Here is a 15,162-nt window from a genome sequence, read left to right on the forward strand (position 1 = left end):
AGTGAATTTTCTAAAGAATGATGACATGGTGAAGATCATTCGAAATGGCCTTAGTGCATCGCAGCACCCAAAGCATATTCTTGTTGTAGGAGCTGGATTGTCTGGGCTTGTATCAGCATCATTGCTGAAAAATGCCGGTCACAGAGTAACGATTCTCGAAGCGAGCGGCAGAGCGGGCGGCCGTGTCTGCACTTTGAGAGCTCCTTTTAGTGATGATTTGTATTTTAACGTTGGACCGATGCGCATACCGAATAACCATTTGTTAACCTTAGAATATATCAAAAAATTTAAATTGCCAACAAATGTATTTATCAACAGAACCCCTCTGGACATCATTTATGCTAATGGAATCAAGACACGTCTCCACATGTTTGAACGAGCTCCTGGAATACTGGGGTACCCAGTCGCACCACATGAACAAGGGAAAACGTCTGAAGAGCTGATGCTTTCTGTACTGCAGCCTATTCTAAATTTTATCAATCAAAATCCAGCGAGAAATTGGCGGATTGTCGAAGAACGATACAAAAATGATTCGTTAAGCTCTTTTTTGAATAGATATTTTTCCTATGGCGCGATCGATATGATTGGTGTACTTTTGGATATGGAAGCATATATGGGGATGTCTCTTGTTGAAGTATTGCGGGAATCCATCTTTTTTTCATCACCCGCTCACTTCTATGAGATAACAGGCGGCATGGATCTGCTTCCACACGCGTTTCTTCCCCAATTAAAAACAAACATTCTATACCATCAAAAAATGATGAAAATGTCTCAGGATGAAAATCGTGTTACGATCCATTGCCAGCATCAACAATCGGCAGAATTTGCAGCGTTTACAGCTGATCTCGCTATTGTAACCATTCCCTTTTCAACTTTGCGATTTGTAAAAGTCGAACCATACCATTCTTTCTCGTACTATAAACGGAGGGCCATCCGTGAGTTAAACTATATCAGTGCAACAAAAATCGGCATAGAGTTTAAAAGCCGTTTTTGGGAAAAAGCCGGGCAGCGCGGCGGCAAATCTATTACTGATTTACCGATTCGTTTTTCGTATTATCCAAGCAGAAATATTGGAGCAAATGGACATGCTGTCATTCTGGCCAGCTATACATGGGCAGATGAGGCACTGATATGGGACAGTCTTTCAGAAGGAGAGCGTATCCGGTATACTTTACTGGATTTATCTAAAATCTATGGTGATATTGTATGGTCTGAATTTGTATCAGGCGCTTCTTTCAGCTGGAGCCAGCACCCCTATTCTGCGGGGGGATTTACAGCTTTCGAACCAGGACAAGAATTAGAGCTGTATCCCTATATTCCTGTCCCTGAGGGCAGAATTCATTTCGCCGGAGAACACGCCTCACTCACCCATGCGTGGATGCAGGGCGCAATTGAATCTGGAATACGCGTTGCTGATGGGGTCAATCGCTTACCTTAGATCATGCTCATCTTCTGACTAAAGGGCAAGCAATTCTGAATTAGTAATAATTAATTAAGCACTCATTAGTCATTTTCCGCTTTAATTTTTTCGATTATTTTTGTGAAAGGTAGTTAAAATCACTGTTTTGAATGTTGTTAAGATGTATGTTTTTATTTATCATTTGTGCATAAAGGTGCAATCAAATGCACTATAGGTGTCATATCAAAAGGGAAATCAAAGTTCAGGAACTCAGAAGCTGAATTATATACCTGTTCTTTAATAAAAAATTGGCAATCTGGTTTCATGTTTAACAGACCATCTATAAAAGAAAAGGTATCAGCTGTAAAGTTTTCAAGATATCTTTCTTCAGTGAATGCAATTACTTGAATATAATTTGAGGAACCCTCATTTTTATTTTCATCCTCTATACCAATTAACACTGGATTATCAGACAGCTCTCCTTTTCTTTTTGAATCAACGATTAAGATATAGCCGTAAATGTTTGAAGTTTCTTTTTGTATAACCTGAAAAAACTCGACTTCACTTGTTCTAAGAAGTCTGTAAAATTTTTAACATGATTATTTTCTTACTGTTTTCCATGGTCACACTAAACAAAAAGCAGTCAATTAGACTGCCCCTTCGTGTTTTCTTCTTTTAGCTTTTTGTTTAGTGTGAACCCAATTAAGACATTGACAATAGCTGCTGGAAGATACAAAACTCCTGAACCTATTATTCCTAATGCAGTACTTGAAGTCACTATAAATGTCTGCATTTCTGTGTTTCTTGACTTCAAGCAAAGTAATACTAAGAGGCCAGCTAAAACCCCCATAAGCCGTGCAATACCCGGAATAAAGAAATCTGTCAGGGCTCCAAATAATTGCCCTATAATTGATAGCATAATCCCAAAAAAGCTGGATAATAAAACTAATTTTTTAATGGTGTCTTCCCCCTTTTTAAAGCCGCTTCTATTCAACATACCCAAACCTTTTCTGATATAGGTCTTCAAGTATAGCGCCCATTCAATCCAACCTTGTCCGTCCTCAATCCACTCTAGTCAAAACACATGGAACGACTCTTACGTCTTATTTCCATCACCTAACAAGTGAAGACATAATAATTTTGTAATCCTCATTGCTAATCGAAGGAAATTTGCTATTCTTGAATATGCTGAATAAATTATGTAGGTAATCTTGCGAGAAATTTGAAACAAACGGGTACGATACTTAAATTGTTTGTGATTACACTCTGTTCAAAAGCTCTGTAAAGTCAAAACGATTAACCTTTTCATTCCCTCTCCTCCCTTCACCTAATTATATAATATTTTGGTAATTTAGAAGTTGGTGATATAACTTAGATTACTTAGCTGCTATTTTTTCCTTATTTTGCAGAAAAACTGAGTCCCATACCCAAAAGATTAGAGCAAATGAAATGCCAAATAAGTAAATTTCGTATCCCATTAGAAAACCTATGGTTGCCTTTGGGTCAGTAGTTACAGCAAAGATTAACCACACTAAGAAGGAAAAGAATATGTATATGAGTAAATATTTCAAGCTAAACCTTTTTGGATTGTGATTCAAAAAATATTGAACAGGTGCAGCAAAGATTAAATAGAAGATAAAGAGAATAACACTTATTAAGAAGTATGGAATATAGCCATCGTAATCACTTCCCCAAACATAAACAACAGCAGCTGTTAATGCAGACAAGACATGAACAATAAAGATCTTTAAAAGTTGCATATTTAGTACCCCTTTCATGTTAGAACCTTCTTCAATATTGTTCAGCTCCCCCTTAATACCACTTTAAAATCTAGGTTTTATTTGATTAATCTGAAAATCCCACTTTATTTTCTTTTAACAACGACTTCAATTTCATCACCTTCAATAAGTTCAAAGCTACCTGGCACATTATTTTCCGTTAATATATCAATTCCGGTTAATAACTCACCTGCATCTTGAATAACGCCATTTTCATCTTTTAGACACCACAATTCATTCCTTAATAACACCACTGTACCCTTAAACCGAAATTGTTTCATAATTATTTCTCCTTATCAAAATAATTTTAAAAAGTATTTTGTTGATATATGTACATCTTACCTTATATATACAACCGAGCATACATCTGGGTCTATCCTGTTTAAACTGCTAGTCACGTTCAGTTCATTTTCACCAGGTTAATCTGTTGCCTAATTTTAAGTGTAAAACTGCTGATTTATTCAGAAATTAAAAATCGTGGTCGTCTTTCTTATTCTTCCGCCATTGAATAGTATTTCGGCGAGTGATTGCAATAGGTATTAATAGTAGAGTCCCGACAATAAGCAACATAAAAAAGACCACAAACAGCACTCCTGTTCCCGGAACAATTTCTTCGTAGGTAATAAAACGCTCCTCCCCCTGCAGAACGAAAAACCGAGAATTTTCGAGAAAAGCTAGATGAAAAGCAATAGACGTCCACAAGCTGCCTGTTACAATACGCAGAAGTTGAAGGATGAATCCAAAACACAACAATAAAATGATGTAATCTAATGTGATAGCAGATGATTCAATTCCAGCTATATATTGCAAGCCAATTACAGTTATTGGAGCAAGCACAAACAGGATCGGCTGTAAGAGCAAGGCCGTGAAACAGTTACATCGCTTATTTAGAGCATAGTACACCGTCCCGCGAAAAGTTAATTCCTCTGGAAAAGCTTCATAAAAGAAAGCGATAATCATATTCAAGAAAAATGCTGTCACTAAATGGACAGAGACGTGAAATTGCGTAACTTTGATCCAGCCTAATAAATGGGCGATAGCGAAACCAGACCCGGATAATACAATCACATACATTGCCCCTATCAGGACCTTCGGAATGGCTTGCCGCCACCCATGCAGTCCTATAGTGTCAAATTGTCTACTAGATATCCGTTTAAGAAGAATGTAGAGTAACGGGACAGTAATTAATGTGACTAAACTTGCTTGGATACCTTGCTGCAAAAGCTTAGAAGCTCCTGCTTGACTAGCCATTGAACCGACTAAAGTAGCTATAAACAAAGCAAATAAGAACGTTCCCCAACTGAGCAAGACGGTTCCAAACCATTTACGATGATTGTCTTGTTTTCCCCTTTTGGTCAAATAAATTTGCATTTGAATACCCCTTTCAGATCATTCATGCTAAGCACTATTATCCCTACTGTCCCTATACGTTCTAAAGCTGTATTTACTCTAATCCCACTACTTTTATTTTCATTAAAAAATGTTGTTTTATTGAGTTCTCCATAAAAAAAACGCTCTGCTTTCATGCTACAGATGCGCTTCTAAGTTCTTCGAGTATATTCGGCGTCAGCTAAACCATTCTTTCGCTTCGCAATAAAGTGAGAGGGATACGCGGTCAATTAACAAGGCCATTGTACGTTTCTTTGAGAATACCCTACCTCCAGCAATACCAAGGCCGGAGTAGAAAACGACCTTTACCCTACTAATATCCGAGGCATATATTAAGATTCAACTAAAAGACCATCGCCTCTTAGTAACTGACAATAAACAATGATTAAAGGAACGATCATCAGCAGCTCGTTAGCTATCCCTGATTAAAGATCATCTGTTACCACACTGTTACGTTAGAACTTCCACTACTTTGATATCCTTCTGTCGCCATGACTTGGTAAGCCCAATTACTGCCCAGATTCATTCCATGGCTCTTCCATGCGTTCACATGATTGCTGAAAGTGATTGTAGCGTTGCTTCCGGTTGGTCTCTTCGACTGGCGAACACTCCAGTACTGCGTAAAAGTAGTGCGATCGCCATCAATGGAAGGTGCGTTATAACGTGTCGTTGTATATATGTCATATGTACCTCCATCACTCTTTACAGTACCTTTATACGTTCCGGTAGGTCTGTAAGTACCCCATGAATCCACTACATAATATTCAATGAGAGGTGCTCTCGTCCAACCATATAAAGTCAAATATCCATTGCCATTCGGCGCCCAAACTCCGGCATTATAGTTTATCGTCCTAAATGGCGAACCTGTAGTCCAGCCTTTGCCAACAACGAAATTTCCGGTATTAGACCAATTAACACTGTAATTCCCGCCAGACCCATTGACGGCGTTTACTGTTCCGCCACCATCAGTCCAATTTTGCCAGTAGTCTGTGCTAGCTGCAGAGGCGGTTGCCGAAAACAAGCTTATACTCATTAAAGCTGCCGTTAATCCAACTAAGAAATTCTTTTTAAACTTAAACATTTGTTACCTCCTATAATTTTTTTCTGACTTTGTCATGAGGTAGCACTTGTATATATTTAAAATATTCTAATGACTAACGCCATAGCTTTTGATCGTTCCCTTCAGTATAATACCACGAATTCACGAGTGAATATTAAAAGTATTTGTAATTTAATTACAAATACCTAAAAATCATATTATAGATGGTTTTGTTCTGCCATATTCTAATTCTTTCTTCGCAGGATCACAATTCTTGTTTCTAAATCTGATGGAGTAACATCTGTAACGAATTCCCATTGGAACCATTTCGTATAAAGGTGATATTCATGAGAGATTTTGAAATTATTGTAGCTGATCCAGGTAGTGATCTTGACTTTCAAGCTCTAATGCAACGTTTCTTGTCCAAAAAATTAGCTTATATGATTGTTTACTGTGTCTTCCATGTTATGTATAAAGAAAGTCAGTCAATTGCCTCTAAACCGCTCGCTCACTGTGCGTAAGACCTTTTGAATTCACTATAGTTATAGAATTACTCACGATTAATTTAGACAAAATAAGAAAAGTTTTATCACGTTTTCAATCGCATTAACAAAGTAATCCTTGCATTCCTTCGCCCTCCATGCTTTATTCAGATAGCGATGAGCTGAATTGTGTAAGCCGATGTACATGCCCTTTGCGGCACACACGAATGTGGTGTGGTCAAAGAGGTATGACAAAGCCTTACACAGCGCAGTTCATCGCTTTTTTATTTCGTCAGGCCACATATTAAGACACGATTTGGTTTTCAAGTAGAAGCCGTCGCCCTTGATTCCGGATATTTAACGACTCCGATCTGTAAAGGATTATCTGACCGCCAAATCTTTGGTGTCATCGCACATAGACGTTAACACTCTATCCGAGGCTTGTGTCCAAAATGGAAATTTCATTATGACAGTGAACAAGACAGATACATTTGTCCAAATCACCAAACACTTACATACTCAACAACTGACCGAAAAGGCTACCGATCATACAAATCAAATCCTGAAATCTGTTCCGCATGCCCGCTGCTTGAAAACTGTACAAAATCAAAGAATCGGCAGAAAGTGATTACTCGGCATGTTTGGGAAGATCATAAAAAAAAGGACAGACAAAATCGCTTGTCTGTTTCAGGAAAAAACCTCTACAAAAAAAGAAAGAAAAAATAGAGCGAAGCTTTGCAGATTCAAAACAGCTGCATGGGCTTCGCTATTGCAGGTTGAGGGGAAAACGAAATGTGAGTGAACAAGTTCTCCTCACAGCCGCATGCCAGAACATGAAGAAGATTGCCACATACCTAGCCAAGCAGGGCTAGGCATGTGGGAGCGCTTTTTCTGCATCTCTGAAACCTGATGAATATCTAAAGAAACTGTATAAAACAAAAAAGCTTGTAGATAAACATCGTTTTCTCTACAAGCTGAAGGTACCATTTGGTACCTTTTTTATCTTCACTTCGTATTTCTTGTGAATTTTGGTAGTTCGAATATAATTGCTATAATGCCACAGATCCCGATTAAAACAGGATAGAAGGAGTAATGCAAGATGCTGACGGGTGAAACATTTCCAAACTTCCCGGCCGATAACATCTGCGCTCCATAAGGAATTAAACCTTGTATCATGCAGGAAAAGATATCTAAGATACTTGCCGACTTTCGATTGTCGATTTTAAATTCATCAGAGATATTTTTGGCAATCGGCCCGGCTGTAATAATAGCAATCGTATTATTGGCAGTAGCTAGGTTAGTAACGCTGACCAATCCGGCAATACCGGCTTCAGCACCTTTTTTCGAATGGATTTTTTTAGAAATGACTCCCAGTAAAAAGTCAATCCCGCCGTTTTGTTTCATGACACCGACCATTCCGCCAATTAACATTGAAAGGACGATAAGATCAGACATTCCGGCAATTCCATCTGTAATTGCTTTAAAATAAGACTCAAGCGTTAAGCTGCCGCTTACAAACCCTATAATTCCTGTTAAGATCAATCCGCCAAAAATGACAGCCACCACATTAAAACCAATTAACGCAAAGACTAACACGGCAACATAAGGAAGTACTTTAAACCAGCTGTAAGATTCAGCTCCAGTATGTCCTATGTGTCCTGTCGGTATAAAAAATAATAAAATGATAGTTATGATAGCAGCAGGCAAAACGATCAAAAAATTCGTTTTAAATTTATCCATCATTTGTGTTTTTTGTGAACGTACTGCCGCGATGGTGGTGTCCGAAATAAAAGAAAGATTATCTCCAAACATAGCTCCGCCGACAACAGCTGCAATTGCGACTGCAGAAGACAAGCCCAGTTCTCCACTCATACCAGCGCTAATTGGAGCAACTGCCGCAATCGTCCCCATTGATGTTCCCATCGAAACAGAAATAAAACAAGCAATGATAAAAAGCCCTGGCAGTATAAACTGCTGCGGAATAATGCTCAAAGCAAGGTTGACGGTTGAGTGTACCGCTCCCATCGCTTCAGCTGCAGAAGCAAAAGCACCTGCTAATATAAAAATGATAACCATAATAATAATATCAGGATGTCCCGCACCGGAAGCAAACCATTCAATTTTCTGATTGAGCGATTGCTTCTGGTTAAATGATAGCGCGAAAGCTGATGCTATAATTGCCGCAATCAATATTGGTAATTTATAGAAATCTCCAGTCAATACACCAGAGCCGACAAAAAGACCTACAAATAAAACTAGCGGCAATAGCGCCCAAGGATTTCCATTCTGTTTCATCTAAGTAGCCACCTCTAATTTCAATATCAAAACCGTTAAACATAGTCTAAACAACATTCCATACTTTAAAAGGCTACAGTAAAAAAGTCAAGCTGAAAAATAGTATTAGTATTTATTAAATTAATAACAGAAAAGAAAGAAGGATTATTCAAGGTGAGGAAAAAACACTCTTATCAACAGATTATTTGGAAAGTACAATATGCAAATACAACTGTTTGATGAGGTGTGTTTAAGCGGGAATATCTAAAAATTAAAACTTTTTTATTAAACTTTGGGGAAGTTGGCAACAACGATATTCGGCAGAAAACACAGTAAGGAAAGGGTTCATACCCTTCCTCTATATGCACCAACTCAATCTGCGGTTGTAGCAACTGTTATTCAAACAAGACAAAACAATTTCAGAGAATATGAGAAGAATTTACAAGAAAATGATTTCAATAAGAAAAACGCCCAGCACTTTATTAAACTGGTCCCTGTTTTATATGTAAATTGAATTTTTATAAGCATTAATTGCTTCGTTTCGCAACAGCATATTATCTTTATTAACCATGCCTAAGTTGTAAGCTTTTTTGATCATATCTAATAACTGCGAATCCAATGCAGAAAGGCTGTCTCCACCATTTAATCTTGATTTCCAATAATCTAAAGACTTATTTAGGTCAAGTGAGCTTTTTTTATTCTCGGGTTCTACTACCTCATTTTTCTCAAGTTTTTCACAGAATTCACTAAAACCAACGGATGAAGGAGTTGGATTATTCCCTCCATACCCTTCTGTAGCCAAGCTGCAAAATGCTAAGAATTTTGGATCATACATAAGTTGACTTGAGTTTACATTTACCAACCTAATCACAATCCTTTCATGCTTTTTATAATTATAGAGCACCCTTTCCATCTTTTTCATATGTTAGATATCGACAATTTCTCAAATGATATAATATCTGTGCCAAAAGGTTATAGAGCCACCAAAATGATCTCGATAGTGACTAACTTTCATTTTTGGTTTATAACTCTTTGATTTTAAGTAGTCGGCAATTTCTTCAGCGCCAAATTCTTAACCTATTTGACCTCTTTCTTTAAACACACTCTAAACCTCACAATGAATAAAATAATTATTTTATTACTATTATACTATAATTTCCCATAGTTCCAATAAACAAAAAGCAGTCAATTCAGATCTGCTTCTTAGTGTTTTCATCCTTTAACTTTTTGTTTAGTTTGAACCCAATTAAGACGTTGACAATCGCAGCGGGAAAATATAAAATCCCTGCACCCATTATTCCTAACGCGGTACTTGAACCCACTATAAATGCCTGCATTTCTGTGTTTCTTGACTTCAAGCAAAGTAATACTAGGAGGCCAGCTAAAACCCCCACAAGCCGTGCAATACCTGGAATAAAGAAATCTGTCAGGATTCCAAATAATTGCCCTATAATTGATAGCACAACCCCGAAAAAGCTGGACAATAAAACTAAACTTTTAATGACATTTCACCCCTTTTTATAGCCGCTTCCATTCAACATACCCAAACCGCTTTTGAAACAGTTTTATGTTCTTCGGGTATATAAGCGACAGATTAACTATTCTTTCGATTTCAAAATAAAATTATCATTTTTAATATAAAAAGCCCCTATAAGGGACTCTTTGTTAGTTTGTTCCTTCAACCTTACTCGTTAAGTAAGCCACTTGTTTTTCTAAATCAGCAACTCTTTCTTCAAGAGTTTTTGGCTTAGGCGCATTTTTCTTCTCTTCAAGCTCAATTGCTGCTTTTTCAATTTCCTCTACTGTAGGAATAGGTTCACTTTTTCTCCAAGCAGTAAAGATATGTCTCCCGTTATCATTTACAAATTCCCAATGATAAGATTCGTCTGAATGAGGGAACATATACATTAAAACTTCCGGAAGAATCGATCCATGAATATTCCAAATTTCTGATACGTCTTGACCAACTTTAAACTCCACAAAAACATCTCCTCAATTATCAAACTCTTCTATATTCTATCATATTTTCATTATATAGGTAAAGAGTTTACTATAATTAAACAATTTCACTTCACAGCCACATATCTATTGTTTGCAATGTAAAGCCGTCAGGCAGCTTCTTCATTTTCACATTAACATTGAACCTCTTGCCGACTGTTCTATGTACAATAACTAACTCTTCTACATTAAAGTAACGTACAATGGCCTCATCAAATACAATTGGCTGATTAACCACGTATCCTCTTTTAATGCTCTGTTAAACAAATAAGGGTCATTTTTATACAGCTCGCAAAGGATATTTACATAATATTCGTTCTTGTCTCTAAGTAGTTCAAAATTAATCAACGGTATGTATAAATCTTTTTTGATAAATTTAATTTTCATCTTGCACTTTAGAAATAATGTTTGGCATTTTTCTATTCTCCTTTTTATATAATGTTTTAATACAAACTTAATTGGGTAAAAATCTGTAGAGGTGATTTTTTTGAATAATGATCATAAAGTTACTCATTACTCTTCATTTATTTTTTCAACAATCATGGTTTTGCTGGTTGCCATCTTTCCAGAATACACTTCTTGGTTTGTAACAGTTTTCTTCTTGGGTTTTGCACTTATCTATACATTCCAAAAACATAGAACAAGTTCGTCAAAGGCACTTTCTTATATTTCGTATTTTTTATTCATCGTATCATTGACTTACACTTTAATCCTCCTCCAAACGTAAAATTGTGGACATTCGGAAATCACCCCACATTTATCCATTTAAACTATAAAATGAAATTTTTCAACTAGTCAGCCTTAATCACTCATATATTCATTCCATTCAATAAAAGCATCAATTAAAGGTTGTCTGTTTCCTGAATCCGTCATCCTGCAAAACCAATAAATATATCCAGATTAAATCTAATTGCTTCTCGTTAGGTAAAATAGTGACTCCTTATGTATAGATAACCATTTTTTAAAAGGATGATGAACATGTGTGGTAGGTTCACTTTATTTTCTGAGTTTGATGACATCATCGAGCAATTCAACATAGATCAATTCTTACCTAAAGGTGAGTATCACCCAAGCTATAATGTCTCTCCTTTCAAACTTCATAATATTCTCCTTACATTTTTACTCTATGTAAATTTTACCAATATCATTTATTTGAATAACAAAAAAAGACAGCTAAATCAGACTGTCTTATACAACGTGCTATCGTGTTCTATAATAATTTTCTGCTGTATAGTACTGCCATACCCAAAAAGCTTCCCCATTTGATTGTATATACCGGTCTAGAAATATCTCAAAATTTAAATTTAATGGTGTATACTCACCTATTTCTAAAATATAAAGATAGTTGGGATCACCTTCATCTAATTTATCTTTGTCGATCATCAAGTGGCAGCCTTCTAATAAGTGAGCAATTGGGATGCCATTGATGCCTTCAAACAAATCCTCATATTTTAATTCTTCTTCAATCTCTTCAAGGCTAAATAAATAAAGTCCCCCACCTATGTTCTACCCATCAGCAAGTATCTGAAAAATTTTCGCACCATTATGCAGTGTAATAAACTTCTGATAATCATCTGGAAGGGTAAGCTGGTGTTTCGCCTCAAAGCTTTGAATGTCATTCAGGGTTGCTTTGTCCTGTGAAAATGTAACAAGGAACTCCATGATATAACCTTCAGAACAAAATAATTTAATGGCTCCTTTTTCATCTAAGAGACTTTTCAAACCGTTTACAGTCCTATGAATAAAGCTAGTCAAATAAATCACCCCATATATAAAAGCTATTTATAATCACAAATACATGGCAAATGAAACTTTAAGCATTAACAATTTTACTCATAATTGAAGCAGCATTAGTGGTGAACATAATATAAGTGTTATTTGCTGTTTTAATTACTATCCTTCCGTAGCCATAAGGAAACCCAATCCTTATTGCGCTTTTCTTCTCTCTCCCATATTTTGGATCAAGGAACATATCGTTAATTTCTCTGATTGGAATTTCAATTTTGGATAGCTGCCATTTGATAATTAAGTTTTCATTTAGATTTTTCAACGTTGATCCCGAGCATAAAACATTCTTCTTTTGACTATGAATTCAGTGAAATTCTAACATGCGCCTGGAAGTTTTAATGCGGTGATATTAAGGTAAAATTAAATTCGCAATCATTGGATACTGGGTTATATCGATTGATGGTTTACCTATATAAATAGAGATTATTAGGTTTTGCAGCATCACTTTGAGCTTATCGTTGGCGCCTGGCAGCTCAAATGATTCATATGCATCTACGGATGTATTACAGAAGACTGACCAAATTGAAAGCCTTTGTGGCTTTCTTTTTATTTCTCGGATTGTTTATAATTGAGAAAAAATATTAGCATCTCTTCAATTTCTTTTTCTAAGTCATTATTATTTAAATCCAATAATGTTCCACAACCGCTTCCTACAAAGCCACCATAGTAATACCATAAATCAATTGTGAAACAGTCCAAATCTTCATCATAGGCTTTTGCAGGTTGATAATAATTAATGGTTATTTGTGAACGGTATTCTTTTTCCAAGCATCTCTCAGCCGTTAAATCATTTATTAGATCTCCATCTATGTCTCTACAAACTTTGATGCTGAGATTTGGTTTACCCTGAGCTTCAAAAACACCTGCGTACTTATTCTGCAGCTTTTCGGATACTGCCTCCCCCAGGCTCTCCAACTCAAATATCACTTGTTTTAATACTTGATTGATATCCTTTTCTGGAATCTGTATATAATCTTCATCGATTGGACTTTGATTCTTCTGTTTCTTGAATAATTGTCTTAAAGTTTTCCACACATTACTGTCTCCTTCCAAGTTAAAACGAAACAAAAAGCCAGAGAGTGTGTGAGGGAACTCTCTGGCCTATAGTGGTTGATACACCAACTAAATACATCTACAGGATACTTTATATTTGGGATGTATTCAAGATAAAGGATATTTTATTGTTTAAATGACCAGATTGAGTTACGCCTGATATCTTCTGCTGCTAGAACCAACATTTCTAAAGAGTAAGGAAGCAATCAAAGCTAAAACAAAATAAACAACAACAAACCCGCCCCAGAAGACAAGCGCTTCATCGAAAAGAAAAAACGGGAAACCTAGTAAAAAGAAGACGTCAAGCCCGAAAACTGCAAAACTGGCATCTAAAGTCTTAAGAGATGGAAGATACAGTAAAGATTCTAAAACATTAGCTGGTTCTGTGTTAGGCTCAGTCAAGAGGCAAGTAATCCTTTAGAAAAGAAGCGAAAGTCTCCTTATTCTCCTGTTTCAAATGGTTCATTTACATAGATTTTGTTTAATTGGAATATATTACTCTGGTAGGTATATACTATTTTATACAACCGGAAAGGAGAATACTAGTATGCAAATGAGCGAAGCAGCTGAGTTAAGAAAAGCTTGGAAAGAAAAAGGGAATCCACCTTGTGACCATCCTAATAGACCTGATAAAGAGTATTACCTTGGTACAAGCACAGGTGATTATGTATGCAGCATTTGTGGTTATTCAGGACATAAGGATTCCTTTAAATATTTTCAAAAGTATTAGAATACAAGGACAGGGATATTATTTTTTATTAAAATCCAATAAAATGTTTAATATTATTAATAATTAAGCAACCAAATAAAATGTCACACATTTTATAAACAAAAAAAGAGGATAGATGAACAGGGTGAAAATGCCTGTATTCAACTATCCTTTTTTTGTACAACAAATGACCTCATTTACTACAACAACGGTGTTGTTTGTTCTTCAATTAACGCCCCCGTTACTTTAAGTACATTTATTCACAAAGTAATCTTTTTTACAGGTCATTTAGTGGTAGCCCCAGGTAAATGCAAATTTACAACGTTAATCAAATTCAAACATAAAAAAGTCGAATTCCCTGTCCTTTAAGGAAAACGACTTTTTTATACGACTTCTTCAAGTAAATCCCCATTAACCTTTTTTGGGGACTATTTGTAATCTCTGCGCAGTGAAATTATACCTGTGCTAGCCCGCCATCTACGAACAATTCAACACCCGTCAAGTAACTGCTTTCGTCTGAAGCAAGGAAAGATACAGCGTTTGCTACTTCTTCAGGTGTCCCAACTTTTCCAGCTGGGACAGTATTTCTGGTATTTTCCATTGCTCCTTCAAGTGCATCACCAAAAAGCTCATCGTATGCAGGTGTAAGAATAACTCCTGGACTAACCACATTTACACGGATTTCAGTACCTTTTAGGTCAAGAATCCAGTTGCGAACTAGTGCTCTTAATGCTGCTTTAGATGCTCCATATACACTAAACGCAGGGTTGCCAATTGATCCAGCAGTAGAGCCCGTTACAATAATAGAACCTACTTGGTCCGGGAATAGTGATAACGCTTTTTGAACAGTAAAGATGGTTCCTTTAACGTTAATGTCGAACGTCCTATCAACCTGCTCTTCAGTAATTTCACCTAATGGAAGGAAGTTGCCGATGCCTGCATTAGCAAAAAGAATGTCCAACTTACCTTTTTCCTGCTTTATAATGTCATATAGTTTGTCTAAGTCTTCAAGCTTAGATATATCACCTTGAACACCGGTTACGTTCTTGCCAATTTGATTAACAGCTTTATCAAGTTCGTTTTGTCTACGTCCCGTGATATAAACATATGCACCTTCGTTTACAAATTTTTGTGCTGTAGCAAGACCAATCCCGCTTGTTCCACCCGTTACAAGCGCTATTTTACCTTCAAATTTACCCATACTTTAACACTCCTTTAGAATTAATTTTATTTTATGGCTAGTACCTTTAAGT

At 36.4% G+C, this 15,162-nt stretch carries 14 protein-coding genes and 7 pseudogenes; 6 read left to right on the forward strand and 15 right to left on the reverse strand.

Annotation, left to right across the window (positions count from 1 at the left end):
* The first annotated feature begins 1 nt into the window (after position 1).
* Entirely contained in the window at positions 2 to 1,438 is a 1,437-nt protein-coding gene (locus MY9_RS10330; RefSeq protein ID WP_148267353.1) for a flavin monoamine oxidase family protein, read from the forward strand.
* A gap of 604 nt (positions 1,439 to 2,042) precedes the next feature.
* Here the strand turns inward: MY9_RS10330 and MY9_RS21565 are convergent.
* A complete protein-coding gene (locus MY9_RS21565) occupies positions 2,043 to 2,396 on the reverse strand; it encodes a hypothetical protein (protein WP_014664221.1) in 354 nt (117 codons plus the stop codon).
* Positions 2,386 to 2,465, reverse strand: a pseudogene (locus MY9_RS21435) (hypothetical protein). Before MY9_RS21435 ends, MY9_RS21565 begins: the two are co-directional and overlap by 11 nt.
* A gap of 149 nt (positions 2,466 to 2,614) precedes the next feature.
* Between MY9_RS21435 and MY9_RS22120 the strand changes: the two are divergent.
* Positions 2,615 to 2,689, forward strand: a pseudogene (locus MY9_RS22120) (hypothetical protein); the annotation flags it as partial.
* Positions 2,690 to 2,775: 86 nt separating this feature from the next.
* Here the strand turns inward: MY9_RS22120 and MY9_RS10350 are convergent.
* The 4 genes from MY9_RS10350 to xynA form a co-directional block, all read right to left on the reverse strand.
* The gene (locus MY9_RS10350) at positions 2,776 to 3,177 is read right to left on the reverse strand and encodes a UPF0715 family protein (RefSeq protein WP_014664222.1); all 402 of its coding nucleotides are present in this window, start codon (positions 3,175 to 3,177) and stop codon (positions 2,776 to 2,778) included.
* Positions 3,178 to 3,263: 86 nt separating this feature from the next.
* Positions 3,264 to 3,458 (reverse strand): hypothetical protein, encoded by a 195-nt coding sequence (locus MY9_RS10355; RefSeq protein ID WP_014664223.1) that lies wholly within the window; start codon positions 3,456 to 3,458, stop codon positions 3,264 to 3,266.
* A 187-nt stretch (positions 3,459 to 3,645) separates the two neighbouring features.
* Entirely contained in the window at positions 3,646 to 4,548 is a 903-nt protein-coding gene (locus MY9_RS10360; RefSeq protein WP_014664224.1) for a CPBP family intramembrane glutamic endopeptidase, read from the reverse strand.
* 457 nt (positions 4,549 to 5,005) lie between these two features.
* Positions 5,006 to 5,647: an endo-1,4-beta-xylanase XynA gene (gene xynA, locus MY9_RS10365; protein WP_014664226.1), complete on the reverse strand. Its 642-nt coding sequence runs from the start codon at positions 5,645 to 5,647 to the stop codon at positions 5,006 to 5,008.
* A gap of 752 nt (positions 5,648 to 6,399) precedes the next feature.
* Here xynA and MY9_RS21570 point away from each other — a divergent pair.
* Positions 6,400 to 6,959, forward strand: a pseudogene (locus MY9_RS21570) (transposase); the annotation flags it as partial.
* A 133-nt stretch (positions 6,960 to 7,092) separates the two neighbouring features.
* On the opposite strand, the gene MY9_RS10370 reads toward MY9_RS21570, so the two are convergent.
* The 4 genes and pseudogenes from MY9_RS10370 to MY9_RS10395 form a co-directional block, all read right to left on the reverse strand.
* The gene (locus MY9_RS10370; protein WP_014664230.1) at positions 7,093 to 8,382 is read right to left on the reverse strand and encodes a Na+/H+ antiporter NhaC family protein; all 1,290 of its coding nucleotides are present in this window, start codon (positions 8,380 to 8,382) and stop codon (positions 7,093 to 7,095) included.
* 478 nt (positions 8,383 to 8,860) lie between these two features.
* Positions 8,861 to 9,196, reverse strand: coding sequence for a hypothetical protein (locus tag MY9_RS10380; RefSeq protein ID WP_373925666.1), 336 nt, complete (start codon positions 9,194 to 9,196; stop codon positions 8,861 to 8,863).
* A gap of 830 nt (positions 9,197 to 10,026) precedes the next feature.
* Entirely contained in the window at positions 10,027 to 10,341 is a 315-nt protein-coding gene (locus tag MY9_RS10390; protein WP_014664233.1) for an XkdW family protein, read from the reverse strand.
* A gap of 91 nt (positions 10,342 to 10,432) precedes the next feature.
* Positions 10,433 to 10,774, reverse strand: a pseudogene (locus MY9_RS10395) (hypothetical protein).
* A gap of 72 nt (positions 10,775 to 10,846) precedes the next feature.
* Between MY9_RS10395 and MY9_RS21900 the strand changes: the two are divergent.
* The gene (locus MY9_RS21900; protein WP_081483625.1) at positions 10,847 to 11,086 is read left to right on the forward strand and encodes a hypothetical protein; all 240 of its coding nucleotides are present in this window, start codon (positions 10,847 to 10,849) and stop codon (positions 11,084 to 11,086) included.
* A 251-nt stretch (positions 11,087 to 11,337) separates the two neighbouring features.
* Positions 11,338 to 11,448, forward strand: a pseudogene (locus tag MY9_RS21905) (hypothetical protein); the annotation flags it as partial.
* A 111-nt stretch (positions 11,449 to 11,559) separates the two neighbouring features.
* Here the strand turns inward: MY9_RS21905 and MY9_RS10400 are convergent.
* From MY9_RS10400 to MY9_RS10415, 4 genes and pseudogenes are all read right to left on the reverse strand, one after another.
* A pseudogene (locus MY9_RS10400) lies at positions 11,560 to 12,114 on the reverse strand (SMI1/KNR4 family protein).
* Positions 12,115 to 12,172: 58 nt separating this feature from the next.
* Positions 12,173 to 12,425, reverse strand: a pseudogene (locus MY9_RS10405) (SunI/YnzG family protein).
* Positions 12,426 to 12,693: 268 nt separating this feature from the next.
* The gene (locus tag MY9_RS10410) at positions 12,694 to 13,182 is read right to left on the reverse strand and encodes a hypothetical protein (RefSeq protein ID WP_014664236.1); all 489 of its coding nucleotides are present in this window, start codon (positions 13,180 to 13,182) and stop codon (positions 12,694 to 12,696) included.
* Between the two features lie 168 nt (positions 13,183 to 13,350).
* A complete protein-coding gene (locus MY9_RS10415; protein ID WP_014664237.1) occupies positions 13,351 to 13,602 on the reverse strand; it encodes a hypothetical protein in 252 nt (83 codons plus the stop codon).
* A 145-nt stretch (positions 13,603 to 13,747) separates the two neighbouring features.
* Between MY9_RS10415 and MY9_RS10420 the strand changes: the two genes are divergently transcribed.
* Positions 13,748 to 13,930, forward strand: a complete 183-nt coding sequence (locus MY9_RS10420; protein ID WP_014664238.1) for a hypothetical protein — start codon at positions 13,748 to 13,750, stop codon at positions 13,928 to 13,930.
* Positions 13,931 to 14,363: 433 nt separating this feature from the next.
* Here MY9_RS10420 and MY9_RS10425 read toward each other — a convergent pair whose 3' ends face one another.
* Positions 14,364 to 15,110 (reverse strand): SDR family NAD(P)-dependent oxidoreductase, encoded by a 747-nt coding sequence (locus MY9_RS10425; RefSeq protein ID WP_014664239.1) that lies wholly within the window; start codon positions 15,108 to 15,110, stop codon positions 14,364 to 14,366.
* Positions 15,111 to 15,162: the final 52 nt, after the last annotated feature.

This window comes from Bacillus sp. JS, from assembly GCF_000259365.1.
Lineage (GTDB): Bacteria > Bacillota > Bacilli > Bacillales > Bacillaceae > Bacillus > Bacillus stercoris.